The following is a 22,042-nucleotide window of genomic DNA, read 5'->3' as shown; positions in this document are numbered from 1 at the left end:
GGCGTGGGTGCTCCCCGCGTCGTCCGTCACACGGTTCCGGTGCTGGCGCGATAACAAGCGCCGCGGCGCCGTCTGGCGCGTGTCGGACATCGTAATAGGGGCGGGCCAACGGCCGCCCCTTTTGCGTTTTGATGCGTCGGCCGGTTCAGCCGATGATGGCATTCAGCGTGGCGCTGGGGCGCATGACGGCGGCGGTCTTGTCGGCGTCCGCGTGATAGTAGCCGCCGAGATCCGCGGGGGACCCTTGCGCCGCGTTCAGCTCATCGAGGATCTTGTCCTCATTGGCGGCCAGCTCCTTGGCGACCGGCGCGAAATGCGCCTTCAGATCCGCGTCCTCATCCTGCGCGCTGAGCGCCTCGGCCCAGTATCTGGCGAGGAAGAAGTGGCTGCCGCGGTTGTCGAGCTCGCCGACGCGGCGGCGGGGCGACTTGTCCTCGTCGAGAAGCTTTTCGATGGCCTTGTCCAGCGTGTCGGCGAGAACCGCGGCCTTCTTGTTGCCCTTGGCGTCCGCCAGGTGCTCGAGCGAGGCGCCGAGGGCGCAGAACTCGCCCAGCGAATCCCAGCGCAGGTGGCCTTCCTCGACCAACTGCTGCACGTGCTTGGGGGCCGAGCCGCCCGCACCCGTCTCGAACAACCCGCCGCCGGCCATCAGCGGCACGATGGAGAGCATCTTCGCGCTGGTGCCGACTTCCAGGATCGGGAACAGATCGGTGAGATAATCGCGCAGCACGTTGCCGGTAATCGACAGCGTGTCCTCGCCCTTGGCGATGCGCTCGAACGACAGGCGCGTGGCGTCCTTGGGGGCCATGATGCGCAGGTCCAGATCCGCCGTGTCGTGCTCGGGCAGATAGGCGTCGATCTTCTTGATCAGTTCCGCGTCATGGGCGCGGGTCTTGTCGAGCCAGAAGATGCCCGGAACGCCCATGGCCCGGGTGCGGGTCACGCCCAGCTTCACCCAGTCGCGGATCGGGGCGTCCTTGGTGCGGCACATGCGCCAGATGTCGCCGGTCTCCACGGCATGTTCAATGAGCGTGGTGCCGGTCGCGTCGACGACGCGGATCGTGCCATTGCCCGGCGCCTTGAAGGTCTGCGGATGCGAGCCGTATTCCTCGGCCTTCTGCGCCATCAGGCCGACGTTCGGCACGCTGCCCATCTTGGCGGGATCGAGGGCGCCGTTCTCGGCGCAGAACTTGATCGCCTCGTCGTAGACGCACGCGTAGCTGGAATCGGGGATCACGCACTTGGTGTCGTGTGCCTTGCCGTCCGGGCCCCAACCCTTGCCGCCCGCGCGGATCAGCGCCGGCATGGAGGCGTCGACGATGACGTCGCTGGAGACATGCAGGTTGGTCAGGCCCTTGTCGGAGTTGACCATGTACAGCGCCGGGCCGTTGTCCAGCGCCGCCTTCACGTCCGCCTCGATCTCGGCTTTCTTGTCCGCGGGCAGCGTCGCCACCTTGAGCAGCAGATCGCCGATGCCGAAGTCCGGGTCCACGCCGAGCTCGGCGAATGTGTCTGCGTGCTTGGCGAAGACGTCCTTGAGGAAGGCGCTGACGCAATGGCCGAAGATGATCGGGTCGGCGACCTTCATCATCGTCGCCTTCAGGTGGATGGAAAACAGCACGCCCTTGTCCTTGGCGTCCTTGATTTCGGCTTCCAGGAAGGCGCGCAGGGCCTTGGCGTTCATCGTCGTGGCGTCGATGATGTCGCCGGCATCCAGCGCGAAGCTTTCCTTGAGAACGCTCGCCGCGCCGTCCTTGGCCACGAATTCGATGCGCACGGCGCCGGCGCCATCCACCGTCACGGATTTCTCGTTGGAGCGGAAATCATTCTTGCCCATGGTCGTGACGTGGGTCTTGGAATCGCGTGACCAGGCGCCCATCGAATGGGGGTGCTTCTTGGCGTATTCCTTCACCGCCTTCGGCGCGCGGCGGTCGGAGTTGCCTTCGCGCAGAACCGGGTTCACCGCGGAGCCCTTGATGGCGTCGTAGATCGCCTTGTCGGCTTCTTCCTGCGCGTTCTGCGGGTTCTCGGGATACAGCGGAAGGGCGTATCCCTGATCCTGAAGCTCCTTCACGCAGGCGTTGATCTGCGACACGGACGCGGAGATGTTCGGCAGCTTGATGACATTGGCCTCGGGCTCGGTCACCAGCTTGCCGAGCTCGGCCAGATCGTCGGACTGCGCCTGCGCGTCCGTCAGGTAATGCGGGAAGTTCGCCAGGATGCGGCCGGCCAGGGAAATATCCTTGGTGCCGATCGAGATGCCGGCTTCCTTGGTGAAGGAGCGGATGATCGGCAGCAGCGAGGCGCTCGCGAGCTGCGGGGCTTCGTCGACCTTCGTGTAGATGATGTCAGGGCGTCCGTTTTCGGCCATATCGGTGTGATTCCTCCGGCTTGATAAATCGTCAGATCGAGAACTTGGGGGCGCGTCGCGCAAGCGGCGCCGATCGGCAAAACCTCTGCAGTGGCGGCAAGGATCGCGCGCCGCGCCGTTGCACGGAGGCATCCGGAATATCCGTCCGGGACACCTCCATCGGCGGCGTGTCGCGTTTGTGTACGCTTGTGCACGATCCACGCGGGCATGCGATGCTCCGTCGCGGCCCCTATAGCAAACGGCGGACGATCCGCAAAGGGCTGCGAAGGGCGAATTCCATCGAGGCGCGCAAAATTCGGGCGGCGTTTCTCATTCAGCAAGTCGGGTTGATGCGGGTCGCTTTCAGCGGACGCCATGGAGCACACGGCCAATCTTGCCCCTGCCGCCGAACAGTCCTACACAGCCAGCATGCTTACATTTGCCGTCGCCGTGTTTTTCCTCCTCATCACACCCGGTCCCGGGGTGCTTTCCATAGCCGGCGTCGGCTCCGGCTTTGGCGTGCGCGCGGGCGCGCACTATATGGCGGGGCTGTTCGTGGGCACCAATCTGGTGGCGCTGGCCGTGGTCAGCGGGCTGGCGGCCATCGTGCTGGCGGATCCGCAGATCCGCACCGTGCTGCTCTATGCCTCCGCCGCCTACCTTCTGTATCTGGCGGCCCGCATCGCGTTTGCCGGCAGCAAGGTCGCCTTCATCACGCGCGCCAAGGCACCGGGATTCCTGGGCGGGCTGGCGCTGCAGGCCATCAATCCCAAGGCCTATGCGGTGAATACCGCGCTTTTCACCGGGTTCGCCTTCTTGCCGCCGCACCAGCTTGCCACAGAGGTCGTGCTGAAATTCGTGATCGTCAACGCCATCTGGGTGCCGATTCACTGCCTGTGGCTGGCCGCCGGAATCTATTTGCACCGGCTGGACCTGCCGCGCCGCACCCAGTTCATCATCAATGTGGGCATGGCGCTTTGCATGCTCACCGTGGTGGCGCTGGCGGCCTGGGCGCAAAGCGGCGGCTGACCATCCGTCGGCTGGCCGCGGAATGCTCGTATCGCGTGGGTTTTCCTGTCAACCAACGGACGCACCGCATGCCTTTCATGACCCTCCCGTTTCGCGGCCTCTGCCTGATGGCCGCCTTGCTGCCGCTGTCGATCGCGCCTGCCGCCGCCTCGCTTGAAAGCTGCGTCGCCTCCATCAAGGCCGCGGCCATTCGCGCCGGCGTCAGCCGCGCGGTTGCCGAGGAGGCGCTTGGCGGCGTGCGGTTCGATGAAAAAGCGGTGCGGTTCTCGCGCTCCCAGCCGGAATACCGCACGCCGATCTGGGACTACATGGCCTTTCTGGTGGACGAGGAGCGCATCGACACCGGCAGGGCGATGCTGAAGCGGCACGACCGCACGCTGCGCGCCGTGGAAAAGACCTATGGCGTCGACCGGCACATCGTCACCGCCCTGTGGGGCATCGAGAGCGACTATGGCCAGTTCCGCGGCGATTTCTTCGTTCCTCACGCGCTCGCCAATGTGGCCTGTTCCGGCCGCCGGGCAAAATTCTTCCAGGGCGAGCTGATCACCGCGCTGAAGCTGGTCTCGCGGGGCGACATTGCGCTCAAGGATCTGCAGGGTTCCTGGGCCGGCGCCTTCGGGCAAACCCAGTTCATGCCCTCGACCTACGGCCGGCTGGCGGTGGATTTCGACCGCGACGGCAAGCGCGATCTGGTCAATTCGGTGCCCGATGCGCTGGCGTCGACCGCCAATTATCTGCGCAACGCCGGCTGGAGCAACAATCGGCCCTGGGGGTTCGAGGTGCATCTGCCGCGCGGCTACAACGGGCCGTCCGGGCGCAAGAAGACCGCGTCGCTGTCGGGCTGGGCCCAGCGCGGCATCAAGCGCGCCGATGGCCGCGGCCTTGCCGGTAACACCAAGGCGGGCCTGCTGCTGCCCGCGGGAAGCAAAGGCCCGGCGTTTCTGGTGACGGGCAATTTCAACGCGCTCTATTCCTACAACGTGGCGGAATCCTACGCGCTCGCCATCGGCCATCTGGCGGATCGCCTGAGGGCGGCGATGCCATCCGCACGCCCTGGCCGACCGACGATCCCGGCCTCAGCCGCGCCCAGCGGCTTGAGCTGCAGAAACGCTTGCTCGCCGCCGGCCACGACATCGGCGAGGCCGACGGCCGCATCGGCCCAATCACCCGCGCCGCCATCGAACGCGCCGAAGCCAACGCCGGCCTGCCGGTGACCGGCCGCCCCGGCACCAAGATCTTCCGCGCGCTTGGGGACGGTGAGGCGGCTTCGCCACCCGTTCGATGCCAGCCGCCAATCATCTCTCCCATGGGGAGAGGTCGCGCCGCAGGTCCGGGTGAGGGGAGCAGGACCTTCCGAATCCGCGTGAGCGCGCGACCCCTCACCCCACCCTCTCCCCAAGGGAGAGGGGGCGGATACGACGACCCTTGGCGGACGCGGCGACCCTTGGCAGATGCGGCAGGTTCCGGCGGATGCCGCGAGCCCCAAAAAACTAATCCCCGCCTCTCAACGCGCCTTTACAATTCCCCCATCGCCCGGCTCCACAGCGGGACCGTGATCGGACCGTCCGTTCGCGTGGGTCGGGGATCGTGACGGTTTCGGCTGAAAGGGCGTAACGGACCCGAGTAGGCTGGGGCTGCCGGTTTGCGTCGGAGCCTCCGTTCAGTCGGAGGGCCGGGGTCTCAATTGAAAACGGCTTCGGTGGATTGACAGGTAGCGCCGGTAAAACGTCATGGGCAAGGCGCGGGTGCGTCCGCCGAAGAAACAGCTTTTGCTCACACTGCGCAGGCGAACCCGCCCGCGCATTGCCAAATCCCGGAAAACGCCGGCCCGACAGGGCGCGGCGGGTTTCGTGCTGGACCGGGTCGCGCGTGCCCTCTGGCAATCCGGCGCGGCATCCGCTAAATCGCATGCATGTCAGAGAACTCCATTTCCATCCGTCCGCCGGCCGTCATCCTGTGCGAACCGCAACTGGGCGAAAACATCGGCACCGCGGCCCGCGCCATGGCGAATTTCGGGCTCACGGACCTGCGTATCGTCACGCCGCGTTGTGGCTGGCCGAACGAGCGCGCCCGCGAGGTCTCTTCCGGTGCGGTCCATGTCATCGACGCGGTGCGGGCCTTCGATTCCGTTGAGGAGGCGGTGGCCGATCTGCGCTTCGTCTTCGCCACCACGGCGCGCTCGCGCGAGGTCCTGAAACCGGTGCGCGGGCCGGTCGAGGCGGCGGAAACCTTGGTGCGTTTCGGCGGCGAGGGGCTGGCCACCGGCGTGCTGTTTGGCCGCGAGCGCTGGGGGCTCAACAATGAGGAAGTGGGGCTGTCCAACGAGATCGTCACGCTGCCGGTGGATCCCGATTTCTCCTCGCTGAATATCGCCCAGGCCGTGCTGGTGATCGCCTACGAATGGCGCCAGCGCGCCACGGCCGGGGCGCTGCCGTTCGACGCGGGCACGGAAATTCCCGCCCCAAGGAAGAGCTGATCCGCCTGTTCGAGCATCTGGAGGGCGCGCTCGACGTGCATGAGTATTTCCGGCCCAGCCATCGCCGTCCCACCATGGTGCGCGCCCTGCGCGGCATCTTGCAGAAGGCCTCGCTGACCGAGCAGGAAGTGCGCACGATGCGCGGTGTCGTCGCAGCCCTTGAAGGCCGCAGGACCCGGCCGCGCAAGCGCACCGCGCAGAACGCTCAAGCGGCGTCCGCTGACGGCGGCGTGGGCGTGGATGGCGATGAGACAGGGAGCACGTGATCCCGTGAGCCGCCCGGTTCTTGTCTTTGACAGCGGCATCGGCGGTCTGTCGGTGTTGCGTCACATCCGTGCCGGTGATCCCGCGCTTGATCTGGTCTATGCGGCCGACCATGCCGGCTTTCCCTATGGCGGGCGCGAGGCGGAGGAACTGCTCGCCCATGTGGTGGCGCTGCTCGGCCGGCTGATCGACGCGCATGATCCATGCGCCGTGGTCATCGCCTGCAACACCGTTTCCACGCTGGTGCTGCCCGCCTTGCGCGCGCGGTTCTCCGTCCCTTTCATCGGCACCGTGCCGGCCATCAAGCCCGCCGCCGCGCAGACGCGCTCCGGCCTGATCACCGTGCTGGCCACCGCAGGCACGGTGAAGCGCGACTATACCTTCGATCTGATCCGCGATTTCGCGCCCGAGGTCGCCGTGACGTTGCAGGGCTCGGCCGCGCTGGTGCGGCTCGCCGAGGCGAAGCTCGCGGGCGAGGCGGTCGCGGACGACGCGATCGCGAGGGAACTCGCGCCGTGTTTCGTCGATCGCGATGGCACACGCACCGATACGCTGGTGCTGGCGTGCACGCATTTTCCGTTCCTGCTGGATGAGTTTGTGCGGCTGGCGCCCTGGCCGGTCGGGTGGATCGATCCGGCGCCTGCGATCGCGCGGCGGGTGTCCGAGGTGCTGGCCCGCGGGCTCGCGCGGGGCGAGGGAACCACGCGCTATGTGTCGACATGGCCTCCCGCGCGCTTTCCCGAAAGCGTCGACGCGGCGGGCCGCTGGCAACCGTTTCCGGCCGTGTGAGGGCGCAATCGCGCGGACGTCTGCGTCCGGCGCAATGCTGCGCCGCAGCGAATTGTCTTGACTTTGCATCCCGCCTCCCGGCATAAGGCGCCATCGTCACCGCGTGTTCTGTGATCGCCGGAGCTTTCCGGCTGAAACGGAACGGGTTGCCGTTCGAAGCCTTTTCGAACCCGCGCGGACCGCTCCAGGATCCCCAAGGTCTTTGTGAGCGCGGCAATCAGGCGAACGACCCGTCCGGGGCAGTCCTTGCGACACGCCGCTGGATCAACCGGTCCCAAGGGACCGAAACCCAGAGAAGTTTCCCGATTTGACACAATTTACCGATCTCGGTCTCGGCGCGCCGATTCTGAAGGCGCTTGCCGACGAGAAGTATGAGACCCCGACCCCGATCCAGGCACAGTCCATCCCGCTGCTGCTGAAGGGTCATGACCTTCTGGGCGTCGCCCAGACCGGCACTGGCAAGACGGCCGCCTTCGGCCTGCCGCTGATCCAGATGCTGAGCGAAGACACCCGTCCGCTGCAGCCCAAGACCACGCGCGCGCTGATCCTGTCGCCGACCCGCGAGCTGGCGCAGCAGATCAACGACAGCCTGAAGACCTATTCGCGCCACGTCCGTCTGCGTACCGCGGTCGTCGTCGGCGGCGTGTCCATCCGCAGCCAGATCCGGGCGCTGGAACGCGGCACCGACATCCTGGTGGCGACGCCGGGCCGTCTGCTCGATCTCATCAACAACCGCGCGGTGCGGCTCGACGAGCTGACCCATTTCGTGCTCGACGAAGCCGACCAGATGCTGGATCTCGGCTTCATCCACGATCTCAAGCGGCTGGTGAAGATGCTGCCGCCCAAGCGGCAGAGCCTGTTCTTCTCCGCCACCATGCCCAAGACGATCGCCGACCTGGCCTCCGCCTTCCTGACCAATCCGGAAAAGGTGTCGGTGGCGCCGGTGGCTTCCACGGCGGAGAAGATCGACCAGCGCGTCATCTTCACCCAGACGCCGGAGAAAATGCAGCAGCTTTCCGGGCTGCTCAAGGGCGACGGCGTGTCGCGGGCCATCGTCTTCACCCGCACCAAGCATGGCGCGGACAAGGTGGTGCGCGATCTCGGCCGCAACGGCATCGAGGCCGCCGCCATCCATGGCAACAAGAGCCAGGGCCAGCGTCAGCGGGCGCTGGGCAGCTTCAAGACCGGCAACATGCGCGTTCTCGTGGCAACCGATATCGCCGCGCGCGGCATCGATGTCGACGGCATCTCGCATGTGGTCAACTATGATCTGCCGAACGTGCCGGAGACTTATGTCCACCGTATCGGCCGCACGGCGCGCGCCGGCGCCGAGGGCATTGCCGTCTCCATCTGTGTTCCGGAAGAATACATCTATCTGCGCGACATCGAACGGCTGACCAGCCGCTCGCTCGATCTGATGCCGGGCGCCGATCCGGATACCGATCCGCGCGCAACGTTTTCCAGCCGCAACCTCACGGCGCCCAAGCGCAATGGCGGCGGTGGTAATCGCCAGGGCCGCAACGGCGGTGGCGGTCAGGGTCGCAACGGCGGCGGTGGCCAGGGACGCAACGGCGCGCCGGGCGCGGGCCGCTTCGCAGACGGCGGACGCGGCGAAGGCGGGCGTGGTGACGGTGGACGCGGTGAAGGCGGCCGAGCTGAACGCCCGGGCGGCGGCCGCAGCAAGCCGTTCCGCGGCGGTGCTGGCCGGTCTTCCGGCCGCCCCTCCGGCGGCTCCTCGCGTCACGGCGCGGCGGACTGAGAATTGATCCCGGCGCGGGCGGGAGTGTCACTCCAATGGTTTGACATTCCGGCCGCGTTGGAATAGATCAGCAACGTTCAGACGGGTCGCTTGCGGCCCGTTTGATTTTTCACGCACCCGTGGGACGTGGCGAACGCTTCGCCGCTGTTCCTGTCAGCGGTCTGAAGACCGGCGCAAGCCGGTGGCCGGATCGCAGAGGAGGGGCGCGTGTCCTTCAATAACGATAGCAAACCCAAGGACCACGCGAATGTCCAAGCGCCAGTCTTCGAAGCATAAACTCGATCGCCGTATGGGCGAAAACATCTGGGGCCGTCCGAAGAGCCCCGCCAACCGCCGCGAATACGGTCCCGGCCAGCACGGCCAGCGCCGCAAGGGCAAGCTCTCCGACTTCGGCGTGCAGCTGCGCGCCAAGCAGAAGCTCAAGGGCTACTACGGCAACATTCTCGAGAAGCAGTTCCGCAAGATCTACGAGGAAGCGACCCGCATGAAGGGCGACGCCTCCGAGAACCTGATCGGCCTGCTGGAACGCCGTCTCGACGCCATTGTCTACCGCGCGAAGTTCGTGCCCACCGTCTTCGCCGCGCGTCAGTTCATCAACCACGGCCATGTCAACGTCAACGGCCGCCGGGTCAACATCCCGAGCTACCGCGTCAAGGCCGGCGACGTGATTGAGGTTCGCGAGAAATCCAAGCAGCTGGTGCTGGTGCTCGAGTCCGTGCAACTGGCCGAACGCGACGTGCCGGACTATATCACGGCCGATCATTCCAAGATGACCGCCACCTTTACTTCGGTGCCGGCATTCTCCGACGTGCCGTATCCGGTGATGATGGAACCGAACCTGGTCGTCGAGTTCTACTCGCGCTAACAGGCTCGCGAGGCGCCTTCGGGCGGAATTCGCTAATAGATTCAAGGCCGCCTACGGGCGGCCTTTTTTTGTTTTTCTCTGCTGCGGAAGGATGCAGCAATTTTGGGTTGATGCATGTATTGCCGCCTATGGTTTATTTGATAAGGGCAATTGCTGACGCCTTAATGGGGTATTAACCTGGTGAGTTTATTGTAGAAATACGATTCAGGCGATGTTATTTGTGACAGTATAGGGCGCGATACTATGGTGGTTTTGCAGCCAGATTCGGATCGTGGCGCTGCGAAGTCGATGAATGCCCGCGGCTTTGAAGCGATAAGTGATCTGGCGACCCGTCATCTCCGGCATATTGATGCCGAGGATCAGTTCGGCAGGCTGGTCCGTCTGGCGCGCAGCATTTTTAGTGCTCCGATCGCCATCTTGACTCTGTTCGACGGAACCGAGCATCTCCTGCAAGCTGAGTCGGGGCTTGAGCCACATCAGGCCATGCCTGACATGGCCTTCTGCGATTTCGTTCTGCACAACACCACGCCGCTGATGATTGCCGATGCTCGCACGCATACGCAGTTGTGCCGCAGTTCCTCCGTCCGTCACGCGCCTTTCATCCGTTCCTATTGCGGCGCCCCCATGGTCGACAGCGACGGCGTCGTCATCGGCACAATCGGCGTCTTCGACTATGAGGCGCTTGGCGCCGACGAGAGCCAGATGGAGAGCCTTGTCGATCTGTCGCGCATCGCTGTGGACGAGTTGCAGCTCAAGGCCGCGAAGCGCGAGGCCGAAGACGCCCGGCGCCGGCTGTTTGACGCCATCGAGGCTTTGCCTGACGGTTTCATTCTGTTTGACGAGGACGATCGCCTCGCCGTTTTCAATTCCAGAATGCTTGAGCTTTATTCAGAAAGCGCGGGTTCCCTCAAGATCGGCAAGACCTTTGAGGAGATCATGCGCGAGACCATCGCGACCGGCCAGTACCGCGATGCGGAGGGCCGTGAGGAAGAGTGGCTGCAGGATCGTCTGACGCGGCATCGCAACCCGGCCGGAATGATGGAGCAGCAGACCTCCGATGGTCGCTGGTTGCGCATTTACGAGAAGAAGACCGACACCGGCGCCACAGTCGGTTTCCGTGTCGACATCACCGAACTGAAGTTGCGCGAGGCGGAATTGTTCGAACTCGCGACGCGCGACTCGCTCACGGGCGTGCTGACCCGCCGCGCCATCCTTGATGATGTCCAGCGCGAGCACGTGCGGCTGGGTCGCTACACAAGCTGTTGTTCGGTGCTGATCATCGATGTGGATCACTTCAAGGGTGTCAACGACATCTTTGGCCATCAGACCGGCGACGAGGCCTTGCGGCGAATCTGCGCCCAGGCAAAGACGACGATCCGCGAGGCGGACAGCCTCGGCCGGCTGGGCGGCGAAGAGTTTCTCGTTGTGCTGCCTGATACCGACCTGAACGGCGCGATGATCACGGCGGAGCGGCTGCGCCTGGAAATCGCGGCTCTCCGGATTGCCTGCGCGGACCGCAAGGAGAGCGTGTCGGTGACCGTGTCCATCGGCGTTGCCGAATTCCGCAAGGGCGAGAATCCCAAGAGCCTTCTGGCGCGGGGCGACCAGTGCCTTTATCAGGCTAAACTGAACGGCCGCAACTGCGTGCACGGCGACGTGGACGAAGGCGAGTGGAGCGAAAGCCTGATGCTCCGCGGCTAGTCTGTCGCCGGCTTTCACCCGCTGCAGATCCCGAGCCCTTCCTTGCACCCATGCTGGTTTTCCATATCCTGACGCCCGCTTCATCCTTTCCAGCGGACGCGTTTTCATATATTCTCCGGATTGAATATGTTTGCGGCGCACGTTCCGCAACCCGACAGTCAGGGAAGCCCAATCGCCATGGATAAACTTGTTCTCGATCGCCGATCGCTGCTGAAACTCTCGGCTGTGCTGGGGTTGGCGCCGTCCGTGCTGGTCGCCCGGAGCACACGGGTCCAGGCGTCGGACGCTCCTGCGCATAGGTTCTCGGTAGGCGACGCGGAGATCACTGTTCTGAGCGATGGTCACATGGAGTTGCCGCTTGCAAATCTCGCACCCGATGTTCCGATCGACGAGGTGAAGAAGGCATTTGCCGAAGCCGGGCTGCCGACCAACGGACACACGTCGCAGGTCAATGTTTCGTTGATCCGCACGGGGGACGACTTGATTCTGGTGGATACCGGTGGCGGGCTGAACTTTCTCGCCACGCTCGGCGCCCTGGTCGACAGGATGGACGAGGCCGACATTGATCCCGCAGAGATTACCAAGGTGGTTCTGACCCACGCGCACCCCGATCATGTCTGGGGGATCATTGACGATTTCGACGAGAGCGAACGGTTCCCCAACGCCAGCTATACGATGTGCGCGAACGAGTGGGATTTCTGGATGGCGGAAGACGCCGCCTCCAAGGTCCCTGAGGCTCTGTACGGCTTTGTGAGCGGCGCGCAGCGCAATCTCTCGCCCATCGCGGAAAAGACCGAGCGGCTGGCGCCGGACGCTGAAATCGCGCCGGGCATTCACTATGTGCCGACGCCGGGGCACACCATCGGCCATTGTTCGGTGCTGGTTGAAAGCGGTTCGGAGCAGGTGATGATCACCGGCGACGCCCTGACGCACCAGGTGCTGGCGTTCGAACACCCGCGCTGGCACTACGGAATGGACCAGTTCCCCGATCAGGCGGTGGAGACGCGGCTTGCACTCCTGGACCGGCTCGCAACCGACAGGATCGGCATCGTCGCCTATCATCTGCCCTGGCCGGGTGTGGGACGTGTGGAAACCAAGGGGGCCGTCTGGCGGTTCGCCGCTGGATAGATCCATGCGCGCCGGCCTTGAGGGCGGGCGAGAAGGGCGATGATCCTTACTTGAGCGGCTTGCTCAGTTCCGCCAGTTGCAGGCCCTCATTGCCGCCTACGGGCAGGTTCTTGATCAGGATCGTCAGGCTGGGGCGTTCGGGGTTCTTGTCCGCTCCGGCAAGGCCGCCGAAGGCTGCGCAGATGTCGTCATCGCTTTGCCTGGAGACGGGCATATAGATGATCAGCGTCTGACACTGGACCTGGCGCATGTCGGGTTCGGTGGAGTTGGCGACCGAAAACAGCGCCAGCGCGCCAAGCGCTCCAAGACATGCCGTTGTTGTCTTCATGGTATGTGCTCCCCAATCCCAGGATCCCCACGTGGCGGGAAGTCGCCGTACAAAGGATCTGGCGACATCCTGCCCCGCAACAACTGCACAAACTCTGAAACCGCCGTTCATCTGCCGTTCATGCTAGGCGATTCTGCTGGTATTGCGCGACCCTTGCGTCATCGAAGCGGGTGGGCGCGGCTGGATTGATGGTTCCGCACTGGTCAGACAACGGGGGCGGCGCCAATAAGCTCCGGGACTTCGGACCTATTCTGCGGTTAAGTGTTTGTTAACTACAATTCGCAGAAATCCGATGTCGTAGTGGACCCTATGATCGCACCGGTGCCGGGAATGGAAAAGGGCCAGGCGTTTCCGCCCGGCCCTGTCGATGTGTGGTGCCGCTTGCGCGCGGTGGTCGGCCTCAGGCGGGCTGGCTGGTGGCGATGCCTTTTTCGGCGAACAGCGGCTGCAATTCCTGGCTCTGGAACATTTCGCGGATGATGTCGCAGCCGCCGACGAATTCGCCCTTCACGTAGAGCTGCGGGATCGTCGGCCAGTTGGAGAAGTCCTTGATGCCCTGGCGCAGGTCCGCGTCCTCGAGCACGTTGATGCCCTTGTAGTCGACACCGAGGTAATCGAGGATCTGCACAACCTGGCCGGAGAACCCGCACTGCGGGAAGGCCGGCGTGCCCTTCATGAAAACAACGACGTCGTTGGATTTCACTTCGCTGCCGATCCAGTCCTGGATTCCGCTCATATGTTCCGTCCTTTCATGTCACCGGGGTCAAGGCCCGGAGAAGTCGATCCGTATGCAGGCCGAATGCCCGCGTGTCAGTCCGGGGCGGAGGTCTGCAGCGCCAGCGCGTGCAGTTGCCCGCCCATGTTGCCCTTCAGCGCCTGATAGACCATCTGGTGCTGCTGCACGCGATTCTTGCCGCGAAACGCCTCGGACGTGACAACGGCGGCGTAGTGATCGCCATCGCCGGCCAGGTCGCGTATTTCGACCTTCGCGTCCGGCAGCGCCGCCTTGATCATCGTCTCGATTTCGCGCGCGTCCATCGCCATAGGGGCTTGTCTCCCGTTTCTTCTGATTTCTGTCGTCCGGTTCCCTCAGCCCGCCAGGCTGTCGTTCATATAGGCCGGGAACCAATTGTCGTGGGCTTGACGGAGATTTGCAATGGATATGGAGATGACGGCGCCGACTGTCAAATCCCCGCCCGCAACCATTCCGAGTTTCGTCAGGGGAACGCCGGACTTTCTCGCCTGGTTCTCGATCGTCGTCACCTTGTCGGCGGTGCAGGTCATGATGTAGCGCGCCTGATCCTCGCCAAACAGAGCGGCATGCGCCGGCTGCGAGACTTCCACGCGCGCGCCCTTGCCGCTGCTCATGGCCATCTCCGCGAGCGCCACAGCGAGGCCGCCATCGGACAAGTCGTGGCAGGCGTTGATCATCTCCGCGCGGATGAGCTGGCGGACGAATTCGCCATGCCGCCTTTCCACCGTCAGGTCGACGGGCGGCGGTGCGCCTTCCTCGCGGCCCAGGCAATCGCGCAGGTAGGCGGACTGGCCCAGATGCGAACCATGGGCGCCGACCAGCAGGATCGTATCGCCATCATTGACAAAGGCCGCATGGGCGCGGATCGAGACATCCGGCAGCAGTCCGACGCCGCCGATCGCCGGGGTTGGCAGGATCGCTTCGCCGAAGGTCTCGTTGTACAGCGACACATTGCCGGAGACGATCGGGAAGGCCAGTGCCTGGCAGGCTGCGCCGATGCCCTTGATGGCGCCCACAAGCTGGCCCATGATTTCGGGCTTTTCCGGATTGCCGAAGTTGAGATTGTCGGTCGCGGCGAGCGGCTCGGCGCCGACGGCGCATAGGTTGCGCCAGCATTCCGCCACCGCCTGCTTGCCGCCCTCGAAGGGGTCCGCCTTGCAGTAGCGCGGCGTCACGTCGACGGTGAAGGCGAGGCCCTTGGTGGTCGGTTCGCCGCTGGAATCGTTCACCCGGATGATGCCGGCGTCGCCGCCCGGCGTGACAATCGTGTTGCCCTGCACCAGCGTGTCGTATTGTTCATAGACCCAGCGGCGGGAAGCGCCGTTGGCGTTGCCGACCAGCGTCAGCACCGCCTGCGCGTAGTCGTCCGGCTCCGCGACATCCGACGCGTCCAGCACGGCCGGCGCATCGGTCGCCACCCATGGCCGGTCGTATTCCGGCGCTTCGTCACCCAGTTCCTTGATCGGCAGATCGGCGACCACGTCGCCCTGGTGCTTGACGATGAAGCGCAGGGTATCGGTCGTCTCGCCGACGACGGCGAAGTCCAGGCCCCATTTCACGAAAATCGCTTGCGCTTCCGCTTCCTGCTCAGGACGCAGCACCATGAGCATGCGCTCCTGGCTTTCCGACAGCATCATCTCGTAGGCCGACATGCGCTCCTCGCGGCACGGCACCTTGTCGAGGTCCAGATCGATACCGAGGTTGCCCTTGGCGCCCATCTCGACGGCCGAGCAGGTCAGGCCTGCCGCGCCCATGTCCTGGATGGCGATGACGGCGCCCGAGGCCATCAGTTCGAGGCAGGCTTCCAGCAGGCATTTTTCCGTGAAGGGATCGCCGACCTGCACGGTCGGGCGCTTCTCCTCGATGGTCTCGTCGAATTCGGCCGACGCCATGGTCGCGCCGCCGACACCGTCGCGGCCGGTCTTGGCCCCCAGGTAGACCACCGGCAGGCCGACGCCCTTGGCTTCGGAGAGAAAGATCTTGTCGGCGTCCGCAAGCCCCGCCGCGAAGGCGTTGACCAGGCAGTTGCCGTTGTAGCTCTTGTCGAACTCGACCTCGCCGCCAACGGTGGGAACGCCAAAGGAATTGCCGTAGCCGCCGACGCCTTCCACCACGCCGTGCACCAGATGCCGGGTGCGCGGGTGCTCGGGATCGCCGAAGCGCAGGGCGTTCATGGCCGCGACGGGACGCGCGCCCATGGTGAAGACGTCGCGCAGGATGCCGCCGACGCCGGTGGCGGCTCCCTGGTAGGGCTCGATGTAGGAGGGGTGGTTGTGGCTCTCCATCTTGAAGACCACGGTCTGGCCATCGCCGATGTCGACCACGCCTGCGTTCTCGCCCGGTCCCTGGAGGACGCGCGGACCGGTGGTCGGCAGCGTCTTCAGCCACTTCTTCGACGACTTGTACGAGCAATGCTCGTTCCACATGGCGGAGAAGATGCCCAGTTCCGTGAAACTTGGCTCGCGGCCGATCAATTCGAGGATACGGGCATATTCGTCGGGCTTCAGGCCGTGGCTGGCGATGAGCTCGGGCGTGATCGGGATGGTATTCGGAATTTTGGGGGAATTCATGGGCGTCCGAAGAATCTGCGGCCCCGGATTTTGGCCGGCGCCTGAGTTCGTATTTGCGCGACGGTGTAGCAGATCGGAAGCGAGAATGGGAGAAGAAAGCCGAGGCAATCGGGCGGCGGGGCGCACATGTTGACGCCGATCAATGAAAGCCGTGGACCCGGTGCGCTACATGTCGTGGTATGAACCACTATCTGTGTTGGAGAGATGCATGAAACGTTTGGGGTTGATGGTGCTGGCCGCACTGATGGGGAGCTTTTTCGTCGTGGCGGAGGGTCGCGCGCAGGGGCAACTGCTTGACGAATATGTGGCGTTTCTCGGGGAAGACGATCACTACAATTCCAGCGGCGCGCGCCTGACCGAACCGTGGCAGATCGTACGGCAGGACCGGGCGAATTATCATCGCTTCGGTATTCGCGATCGCGGAGACGAAGGGGATGGCTTCTTTGGTTCGCCGAGGAACCGCGCCCGGATGGAACGGATGATCCTCAACGGCTACATCGAGCCACGGGCGGCCCGGCGCATCGTCAACTCGAATGTCTGGATTCGTGTCGAGATCTACGAGGACGCGGTCAACGTGACCGTGGAGTAGGCAACGGTATCGTTCGCGTCTGCTGGCGTCAGGCGGCCGCGACGCGTTCATCGCGCGCCACCAGGCCCTTGATCAGCGCCGCGTAGCAGGCGCCGTCGATGGCGGTGCCGATCATCTCCTCCATGACCGACAGCGCCTTGTCGAGCGGCATCGCCAACCGGTAGGGACGGTCTGCCGTTAGGGCGTCGAAGATGTCGGCCGTTGTGATGCTCCGCGTCTCGAAGCGGATGTCATCCCCGCTGATGCCGTGCGGATAGCTCTTGCCGTCAAGCCGTTCGTGATGCGCGGCGGCGACAAATGCCCGCTCTTCGAACGCATCAATCTGCTGCAGGATATTCTCCGAATGCACTGTGTGCATCTGGATCGCCGCCCATTCGTCCGCGTCGAGTTTGCCGGGCTTGTCGAGGATGGTGTTGGAGACACTGAGCTTGCCGATGTCGTGCAGCAGTGCCGCGCGTCTCAGCCAGCGCCGACGCTCCTCCGGAACACCCAGTTGCTCGGCGATGACGTCGGTGTAGAGCGTCACCCGTTCGCTGTGCCCGCCGGTGTAGGGGCTCTTGGAGTCGATGACTTGCGCGAAGGCCAGCGCGATGTCGTCGAGATAGTCCTCGTCCAGCGTGATCGCGTGACGCGCCGGTTCCAGATCGAAAATGCGCTCCTGCAGATCGTCGGCGGCAAGCCCTTGCCAGAACTCCGGGTCCTTGGCGACGTGCTCGAACGCGTCGGCAAGGGCGGGGTCGAACCAGCGCCCCGCCCTGTGGAGGATCTCGCGCACGGCCGCTTCCGTCCCAATGTTCGTCCAGGTTCTGAATGCCCGCGGCGACGTCCTCCGAAAACCGCATTTTGCGGGCGATTTCGCCGCCGCGGTGGCATCGGCTTTCAATCAGCTCGCGAGCGAAGCGGTCGCTGTTGCGCACCACATTGACGAGCGCCTGGAAGCGCTCGGACAGGCCGGCCTTCAGCCCGGTATGCGACAGCACGAAGCGCAGCGCCTGCCTGAGGCTGTGGCTGTCGACGGTCTTGAAGTCTCGTTTGAAGCTGACGTCGTCGGTCAGATACAGCTCGCAGATGCGCGCGGCATTGCTGGAGCAGCCGAGATCCTTGAGCAGGAGCGTGTAGTAAAGCTCCCAGGTCTGTGCCTCGTCGAGACCTATGCGCTTGCCGATGTTGCGGCCGATCCAGCAGCGGCGCACGCAGTGGCCCCGGGGTTGCCCTTCCACCATGACGAGCGCGTGGCTCAGCGCGCCAAGCATTTCGGCGAGGCGGATCTGCCCGGACTTCTGGCCCTTGCCAGGCAGGGCGCGCGCAGCTTGTGCGGTCATCGGCATTCTCCGCCCGGAAAACGGTCCATCGGACACGCGAATTCGGATGGAAGTGATTGTTTTCAATGCGTCAGAGGACCAGAGCGGCCTTAAGAGTCTGTGTCGCTGCGGCAGAGACCGGGTTGTCTTCGATCGTGGGCCGGCACCGGGAGCGATTGAAATCAGCGTCGCGGCGGCTTAGAGCGTTTCCTTGTCAAATGGACCCATTCTGCGGCGATGAATTTTGTCGAGGATCAAGAGGATTGGCGAAGGGCATATCGCGGATATGGCCGAGACGGGCCTCGCCGATAATCGGGAAAATTCATCCCGCCCAAAGGGTTGGTCGAAACCGGCCGTCCGCCGCGTCAACGGCCTCCGCCGTAGCATGGGCTACGCCGTTCGCCCGTTTCCTCGCGGATCGAACCGGTTTGGACCAACAGAATTGATTCCATTTAACAAGGAAACGCTCTAGGGCTGTGCGGCAGGTTCGCGGGCAGGCGCGCCGCTCGCCAAGACACAGGCCGCAAGGAGCGATGATTTGGACGTCAAGGATTGTAACGGCAACGCGCTGAGCGACGGGGATTCGGTGCAGCTGGCCCGGGACCTGAAGCTCAAGGGCTCGTCGACCACCATCAAGCGCGGCACGGTGATGAAAAATATCCGCCTGACCGCCAAGGACACCGAGATCGAGTGCCGGATGGGCAAGAGCACCATCGTGCTGAAGACGGAATACCTGAAGAAGGCCTGAACAGGGCCATCAACTCGGGTCGTGAAGCCGGGCCGCTGGTCGTGTCACACGTGTTGTCTGTGATCAACATGATCAGCCGTAGCTGTCGTAACTCGCGCCGGCATTGTCGAGCAGCTGGCGGATGACGTCGAAGCCGGTCTGCACCTCGGCGCGGGTTTGCGGTGTGGTGAAACCGATGCGTACGCGATGGTGCACCTGCTCGGTGCGGCCGGGCTTGAACTCGTCCTCGTCGTCGATCAGCACGCTTTCGTTGGCGGCCGCGTTCTTGAACGTGGCCGACAGCCAGGGATCGGACAGCTTCAGCCACAGGAACGGCGTCTGCGGGTTGGCCGTGAACTCAAGGTCCTTGAAGCTCGCTTGGGCCATGGTCCCGCGCGCGGCGATTTCCGCCCGCACAGCGTCGCGGATGACGTCCGCTTCGCCGCTCAGCACCAGGCGCGCGGCCAGTTCTGCCAACAGGAAGGGGATGCCCCCGGTCACCATCTTGTGGGATGTCAGGATGCGCTGGGCGTAGGCCGGCGGGCAGGCCACCCAGCCGCCACGCACGCCGGCGGCCACCGATTTCGACAAACTGCCAACATGGAAGGTGCGTTCCGGCGCAAGGGCCGCCAGCGGGGCGCTCTGCTCGGCATGCAGCGAGCCATAGACCGCGTCCTCGATCAGCCAGACGTTGAAGCGGCGGGCGATCTCGACAATCGCCGCACGGCGATCCGGCGACATGACGGCAAGCGTCGGGTTCTGCACCGCCGGCATCACGAACAGCGCCTTGGGATGCTGCTGGGCACACAGCCGTTCGAAGTCTTCCGGAATGGCGCCTTCGTCATCGCGATCGACGACGCAGCTGCGCCGGCCGATCAGGTTGGCGCTGCGCGCCAGCGAACTGTAGGTCAGGCTCTCAAAGGCGATGAAGTCGCCGGGCACGGTCATGGCGGCGACAATCGCGAGCACGGCCGCGTGCCCGCCCAGCGTCGGCACAAGGGTCTCCACAGCTGGGCTCCAGTCGGCGCAGGCCAGCCAGCGCTTGCCGGCGTGCAGCCAGTCGTCCGGCAGGGTGCGGGTGTAGCTGGCGATCTCGTGGCCGTTGTGTGTGGTGATGCCGTGGGTGAGCCGTTCGATCACCTTGGCCTGGCCGACGTCAGGGGCCGCTGTGCTGTCCATGCGGATGTGCCCGGCGCGGGGCAGGGCCGCGCGCGTTCCGTCGAGAGGGTTTGCGGCACCCGACACCGGCGCGCGGCTGGCGCCGCCGCGACCCGGCAGCACATAGGTGCCGCGTCCGACCTCACCGCTGACCAGGCCGCGTTCGCGCACCAGCGCGTAGGCGCGCCCGATCGTGCCGACGGTGACGCCCAGATCGTAGGCGAGGTTGCGCTGAGGCGGCAGCTTGCCGCCGGCCGGCAGCAGACCGCGAGCAATATCCTGCTCGATGCGGTCGGCGAGGCGGACATACAGCGGGCCGGGAGCGGAGGTCAGATTGGGAAGCCAATTTGTCATGGTAACAATTTGTAGATTGCACCCTAGTGCGAGTCAATACTAGATAATGTGACGGGCATTTTGGGGCTCAATACGCGAATGTTGGTAGGCAGTGATGGGTACAATAGATACAATTAGCCGCTCGCGGGTGCGGATGGATGGCATGTTCAGGCCGAAAACCTCTCTTGCCACGCGGATCCTTTGGTATGTGAGCATGTGGATGCGTCTGCGTGCGACGCGGCGACAATTGGCTCAATTGTCCGACGAGTCCCTTCACGATATCGGCCTCAGCCGCGAACAGGCGAATTTCGAGGCGATGCGCCCGTTCTGGGATGGTGGCACGTCGCCTGACACGCGTCATCCGTCCCTGCGCTGATGGCTAGAGCGTTTCCTTGTTAAATGGAATCAATTCTGTTGGTCCAAACCGGTTCGATCCGCGAGGAAACGGGCGAACGGCGTAGCCCATGTTACGGCGGAGGCCGTTGACGCGGCGGACGGCCGGTTTCGACCAACCCTTTGGGCGGGATGAATTTTCCCGATTATCGGCGAGGCCCGTCTCGGCCCTATCCGCGATATGCCCTTCGCCAATCCTCTTGATCCTCGACAAAATTCATCGCCGCAGAATGGGTCCATTTAACAAGGAAACGCTCTAGCGTGTCTGTCACCCGCGAGGATGCATTTCAACGCGTTCAATCGGGCAGAAACGGTGTGCGGAAGCCGGACCGTTGTGCGTAAAGTGCGCGCGGGACCATGTGCGGCTCCGCGCGTATCGGTGTGCTCAGAGTGCGCCGGTGTAGGCGCCGCGCGCGGGATAGTTCTTTGTCTTGGCGAAATCGATGGCGCCGACGAGCTCGGAGAAATGCGGGCGGACGAAGGGCATGGTCTGCATCGAGGCGTAGTAGAGCGTGCCGTCCGGCTTGACCAGGAAGATGCCCGGCTCGGATCTACGCCAGTGCCAGCACGGCCATATAGGCGCCGTAGAGCCCGAGCAATGCAAAGCCCTCGAGGCGGCAAATCCGATGACCGGAGCGCGCGAACACAAGGAGCAGGGCGGTGGCGCCGATCATCACCCAGATGTCCAGTTGCACGATCTGCTGCGGCACATCAATCGGCTGGATGACCGCGGTGACGCCAAGGATGCCCAGCACGTTGTAGATGTTGGAGCCAAGGATGTTGCCAAAGGCGATGTCTGCCTGCTTGCGCAGGGCGGCGACCACCGAGGTGACCAGCTCCGGCAGGGATGTGCCCACGGCGACGATGGTCAGGCCGATGATCGTGTCGCTGACGCCGAACCGCGTAGCGAGCTCGATCGAGGCGGAAACAAGCCAGTGAGCGCCCAGCATGGTGATGGCGAGGCCGCCCGCGGCCATCAGGCCCAGCAGCCACGCCTTGCTCGGATGCGGCTGGGCAACGACGGCATGCGCTTCGGCGCGGTGCATCTCGGCCGAAGGCGTGCTTTTGCCGCGCTCCGCGCGATAGGTATAGCCGATGTAGCCGGCGAGGCCGAGCAGCATGGCCATGCCGCTCAGCCGGTCGATCGTGCCGGCAAGGGCGAGGCCGAGGGCGACCATTGCCGCAAGCGCCACCACGCTTCCGTCGCGCCGCAGGGCCTCGGGATTGGCTCTCAGCGGATGGATGATGGCGGCTGTGCCCAGAATCAGCAGGATGTTGGCGATATTGGAGCCGACGACATTGCCGATGGCGATGCCGGGGGAGCCGTCAAGGGCGGCAAGCACGCTGGTCAGCAGCTCGGGCGTGGATGTGCCGAAGCCGACCAGCACGAGGCCAATGAGCAGCGGCGAGACATTCAGCCTTTCAGCCAGCCCCACTGATCCGCGCACCAGCAGGTCGCCGCCCAGCACGAGCAAGAGGAGGCCGGCGAAAAGCTCGACAAACAGCATTTGCAACTCTCCAATCCCAG

At 64.4% G+C, this 22,042-nt stretch carries 20 protein-coding genes and 1 pseudogene; 13 read left to right on the top strand and 8 right to left on the bottom strand.

All coding sequences use genetic code 11. From position 1 onward, the window contains the following. Window positions 1-145: 145 nt before the first annotated feature. The gene (locus tag D1F64_RS15590) at window positions 146-2,371 is read right to left on the bottom strand and encodes an NADP-dependent isocitrate dehydrogenase (protein ID WP_117413172.1); all 2,226 of its coding nucleotides are present in this window, start codon (window positions 2,369-2,371) and stop codon (window positions 146-148) included. A 408-nt stretch (window positions 2,372-2,779) separates the two neighbouring features. On the opposite strand from D1F64_RS15590, the gene D1F64_RS15585 reads away from it, so the two are divergent. The 10 genes from D1F64_RS15585 to D1F64_RS15550 all read left to right on the top strand — a co-directional run bounded on the left by D1F64_RS15585 (window position 2,780) and on the right by D1F64_RS15550 (window position 12,361). After that, window positions 2,780-3,379 (top strand): LysE family translocator, encoded by a 600-nt coding sequence (locus tag D1F64_RS15585; protein WP_117414640.1) that lies wholly within the window; start codon window positions 2,780-2,782, stop codon window positions 3,377-3,379. A gap of 68 nt (window positions 3,380-3,447) precedes the next feature. Next, complete coding sequence (locus tag D1F64_RS15580) at window positions 3,448-4,593, top strand: lytic murein transglycosylase (protein WP_346432251.1); 1,146 nt, start codon at window positions 3,448-3,450, stop codon at window positions 4,591-4,593. Beyond that, window positions 4,491-4,970, top strand: coding sequence for a peptidoglycan-binding domain-containing protein (locus D1F64_RS25500; RefSeq protein ID WP_346432250.1), 480 nt, complete (start codon window positions 4,491-4,493; stop codon window positions 4,968-4,970). Before D1F64_RS15580 ends, D1F64_RS25500 begins: the two co-directional genes overlap by 103 nt. Before the next feature lie 321 nt (window positions 4,971-5,291). Next, on the top strand, window positions 5,292-5,855 hold the full coding sequence (locus D1F64_RS15575; protein WP_346432249.1) for an RNA methyltransferase: 564 nt from the start codon (window positions 5,292-5,294) through the stop codon (window positions 5,853-5,855). Further along, window positions 5,780-6,121 carry a hypothetical protein gene (locus D1F64_RS25495; RefSeq protein ID WP_346432339.1) on the top strand — a complete coding sequence of 114 codons (342 nt, stop codon included), beginning with the start codon at window positions 5,780-5,782 and terminating at the stop codon, window positions 6,119-6,121. Before D1F64_RS15575 ends, D1F64_RS25495 begins: the two co-directional genes overlap by 76 nt. Next, window positions 6,102-6,908 (top strand): glutamate racemase, encoded by an 807-nt coding sequence (gene murI, locus D1F64_RS15570; RefSeq protein WP_117414639.1) that lies wholly within the window; start codon window positions 6,102-6,104, stop codon window positions 6,906-6,908. Before D1F64_RS25495 ends, murI begins: the two co-directional genes overlap by 20 nt. 307 nt (window positions 6,909-7,215) lie before the next feature. Next, on the top strand, window positions 7,216-8,667 hold the full coding sequence (locus D1F64_RS15565; protein ID WP_117413171.1) for a DEAD/DEAH box helicase: 1,452 nt from the start codon (window positions 7,216-7,218) through the stop codon (window positions 8,665-8,667). A gap of 247 nt (window positions 8,668-8,914) precedes the next feature. After that, window positions 8,915-9,532, top strand: a complete 618-nt coding sequence (rpsD, locus tag D1F64_RS15560; protein ID WP_117413170.1) for a 30S ribosomal protein S4 — start codon at window positions 8,915-8,917, stop codon at window positions 9,530-9,532. Between the two features lie 243 nt (window positions 9,533-9,775). Then, window positions 9,776-11,233, top strand: a complete 1,458-nt coding sequence (locus D1F64_RS15555) for a diguanylate cyclase (protein WP_117413169.1) — start codon at window positions 9,776-9,778, stop codon at window positions 11,231-11,233. A 177-nt stretch (window positions 11,234-11,410) separates the two neighbouring features. Continuing rightward, window positions 11,411-12,361, top strand: coding sequence for an MBL fold metallo-hydrolase (locus D1F64_RS15550; RefSeq protein WP_162901598.1), 951 nt, complete (start codon window positions 11,411-11,413; stop codon window positions 12,359-12,361). 46 nt (window positions 12,362-12,407) lie between these two features. Here the strand turns inward: D1F64_RS15550 and D1F64_RS15545 are convergent, their stop codons facing one another. From D1F64_RS15545 to purL, 4 genes are all read right to left on the bottom strand, one after another. Continuing rightward, window positions 12,408-12,689 carry a hypothetical protein gene (locus D1F64_RS15545; protein WP_117413167.1) on the bottom strand — a complete coding sequence of 94 codons (282 nt, stop codon included), beginning with the start codon at window positions 12,687-12,689 and terminating at the stop codon, window positions 12,408-12,410. 400 nt (window positions 12,690-13,089) lie between these two features. Further along, window positions 13,090-13,425, bottom strand: a complete 336-nt coding sequence (grxD, locus tag D1F64_RS15540) for a Grx4 family monothiol glutaredoxin (protein WP_117413166.1) — start codon at window positions 13,423-13,425, stop codon at window positions 13,090-13,092. Window positions 13,426-13,499: 74 nt separating this feature from the next. Continuing rightward, window positions 13,500-13,733 carry a BolA family transcriptional regulator gene (locus D1F64_RS15535; protein ID WP_117413165.1) on the bottom strand — a complete coding sequence of 78 codons (234 nt, stop codon included), beginning with the start codon at window positions 13,731-13,733 and terminating at the stop codon, window positions 13,500-13,502. Between the two features lie 45 nt (window positions 13,734-13,778). Next, window positions 13,779-16,013: a phosphoribosylformylglycinamidine synthase subunit PurL gene (gene purL / locus D1F64_RS15530; RefSeq protein ID WP_117413164.1), complete on the bottom strand. Its 2,235-nt coding sequence runs from the start codon at window positions 16,011-16,013 to the stop codon at window positions 13,779-13,781. Between the two features lie 208 nt (window positions 16,014-16,221). On the opposite strand from purL, the gene D1F64_RS15525 reads away from it, so the two are divergent. Next, window positions 16,222-16,602 carry a hypothetical protein gene (locus D1F64_RS15525; protein WP_248304480.1) on the top strand — a complete coding sequence of 127 codons (381 nt, stop codon included), beginning with the start codon at window positions 16,222-16,224 and terminating at the stop codon, window positions 16,600-16,602. Between the two features lie 28 nt (window positions 16,603-16,630). Here the strand turns inward: D1F64_RS15525 and D1F64_RS15520 are convergent. Further along, window positions 16,631-17,924: pseudogene (locus D1F64_RS15520) on the bottom strand (HD domain-containing phosphohydrolase). 517 nt (window positions 17,925-18,441) lie between these two features. Between D1F64_RS15520 and D1F64_RS15515 the strand changes: the two are divergent. After that, entirely contained in the window at window positions 18,442-18,651 is a 210-nt protein-coding gene (locus D1F64_RS15515) for an alkylphosphonate utilization protein (protein WP_117413163.1), read from the top strand. Window positions 18,652-18,723: 72 nt separating this feature from the next. On the opposite strand, the gene D1F64_RS15510 is transcribed toward D1F64_RS15515, so the two are convergent. Further along, entirely contained in the window at window positions 18,724-20,142 is a 1,419-nt protein-coding gene (locus D1F64_RS15510) for a PLP-dependent aminotransferase family protein (protein ID WP_117413162.1), read from the bottom strand. 142 nt (window positions 20,143-20,284) lie between these two features. Here D1F64_RS15510 and D1F64_RS15505 point away from each other — a divergent pair, with 142 nt between their 5' ends. Beyond that, a complete protein-coding gene (locus tag D1F64_RS15505) occupies window positions 20,285-20,497 on the top strand; it encodes a DUF1127 domain-containing protein (protein ID WP_248304479.1) in 213 nt (70 codons plus the stop codon). Window positions 20,498-21,065: 568 nt separating this feature from the next. Here D1F64_RS15505 and D1F64_RS15495 read toward each other — a convergent pair. Then, window positions 21,066-22,022 (bottom strand): calcium/sodium antiporter, encoded by a 957-nt coding sequence (locus tag D1F64_RS15495; protein ID WP_117413160.1) that lies wholly within the window; start codon window positions 22,020-22,022, stop codon window positions 21,066-21,068. Between the last annotated feature and the right edge of the window lie 20 nt (window positions 22,023-22,042).

This window comes from Breoghania sp. L-A4, from assembly GCF_003432385.1.
Classification (GTDB): domain Bacteria; phylum Pseudomonadota; class Alphaproteobacteria; order Rhizobiales; family Stappiaceae; genus Breoghania.
Note: the sequence above shows the minus strand (reverse complement) of the source record. Positions and strands in the feature narration are given on the sequence as shown.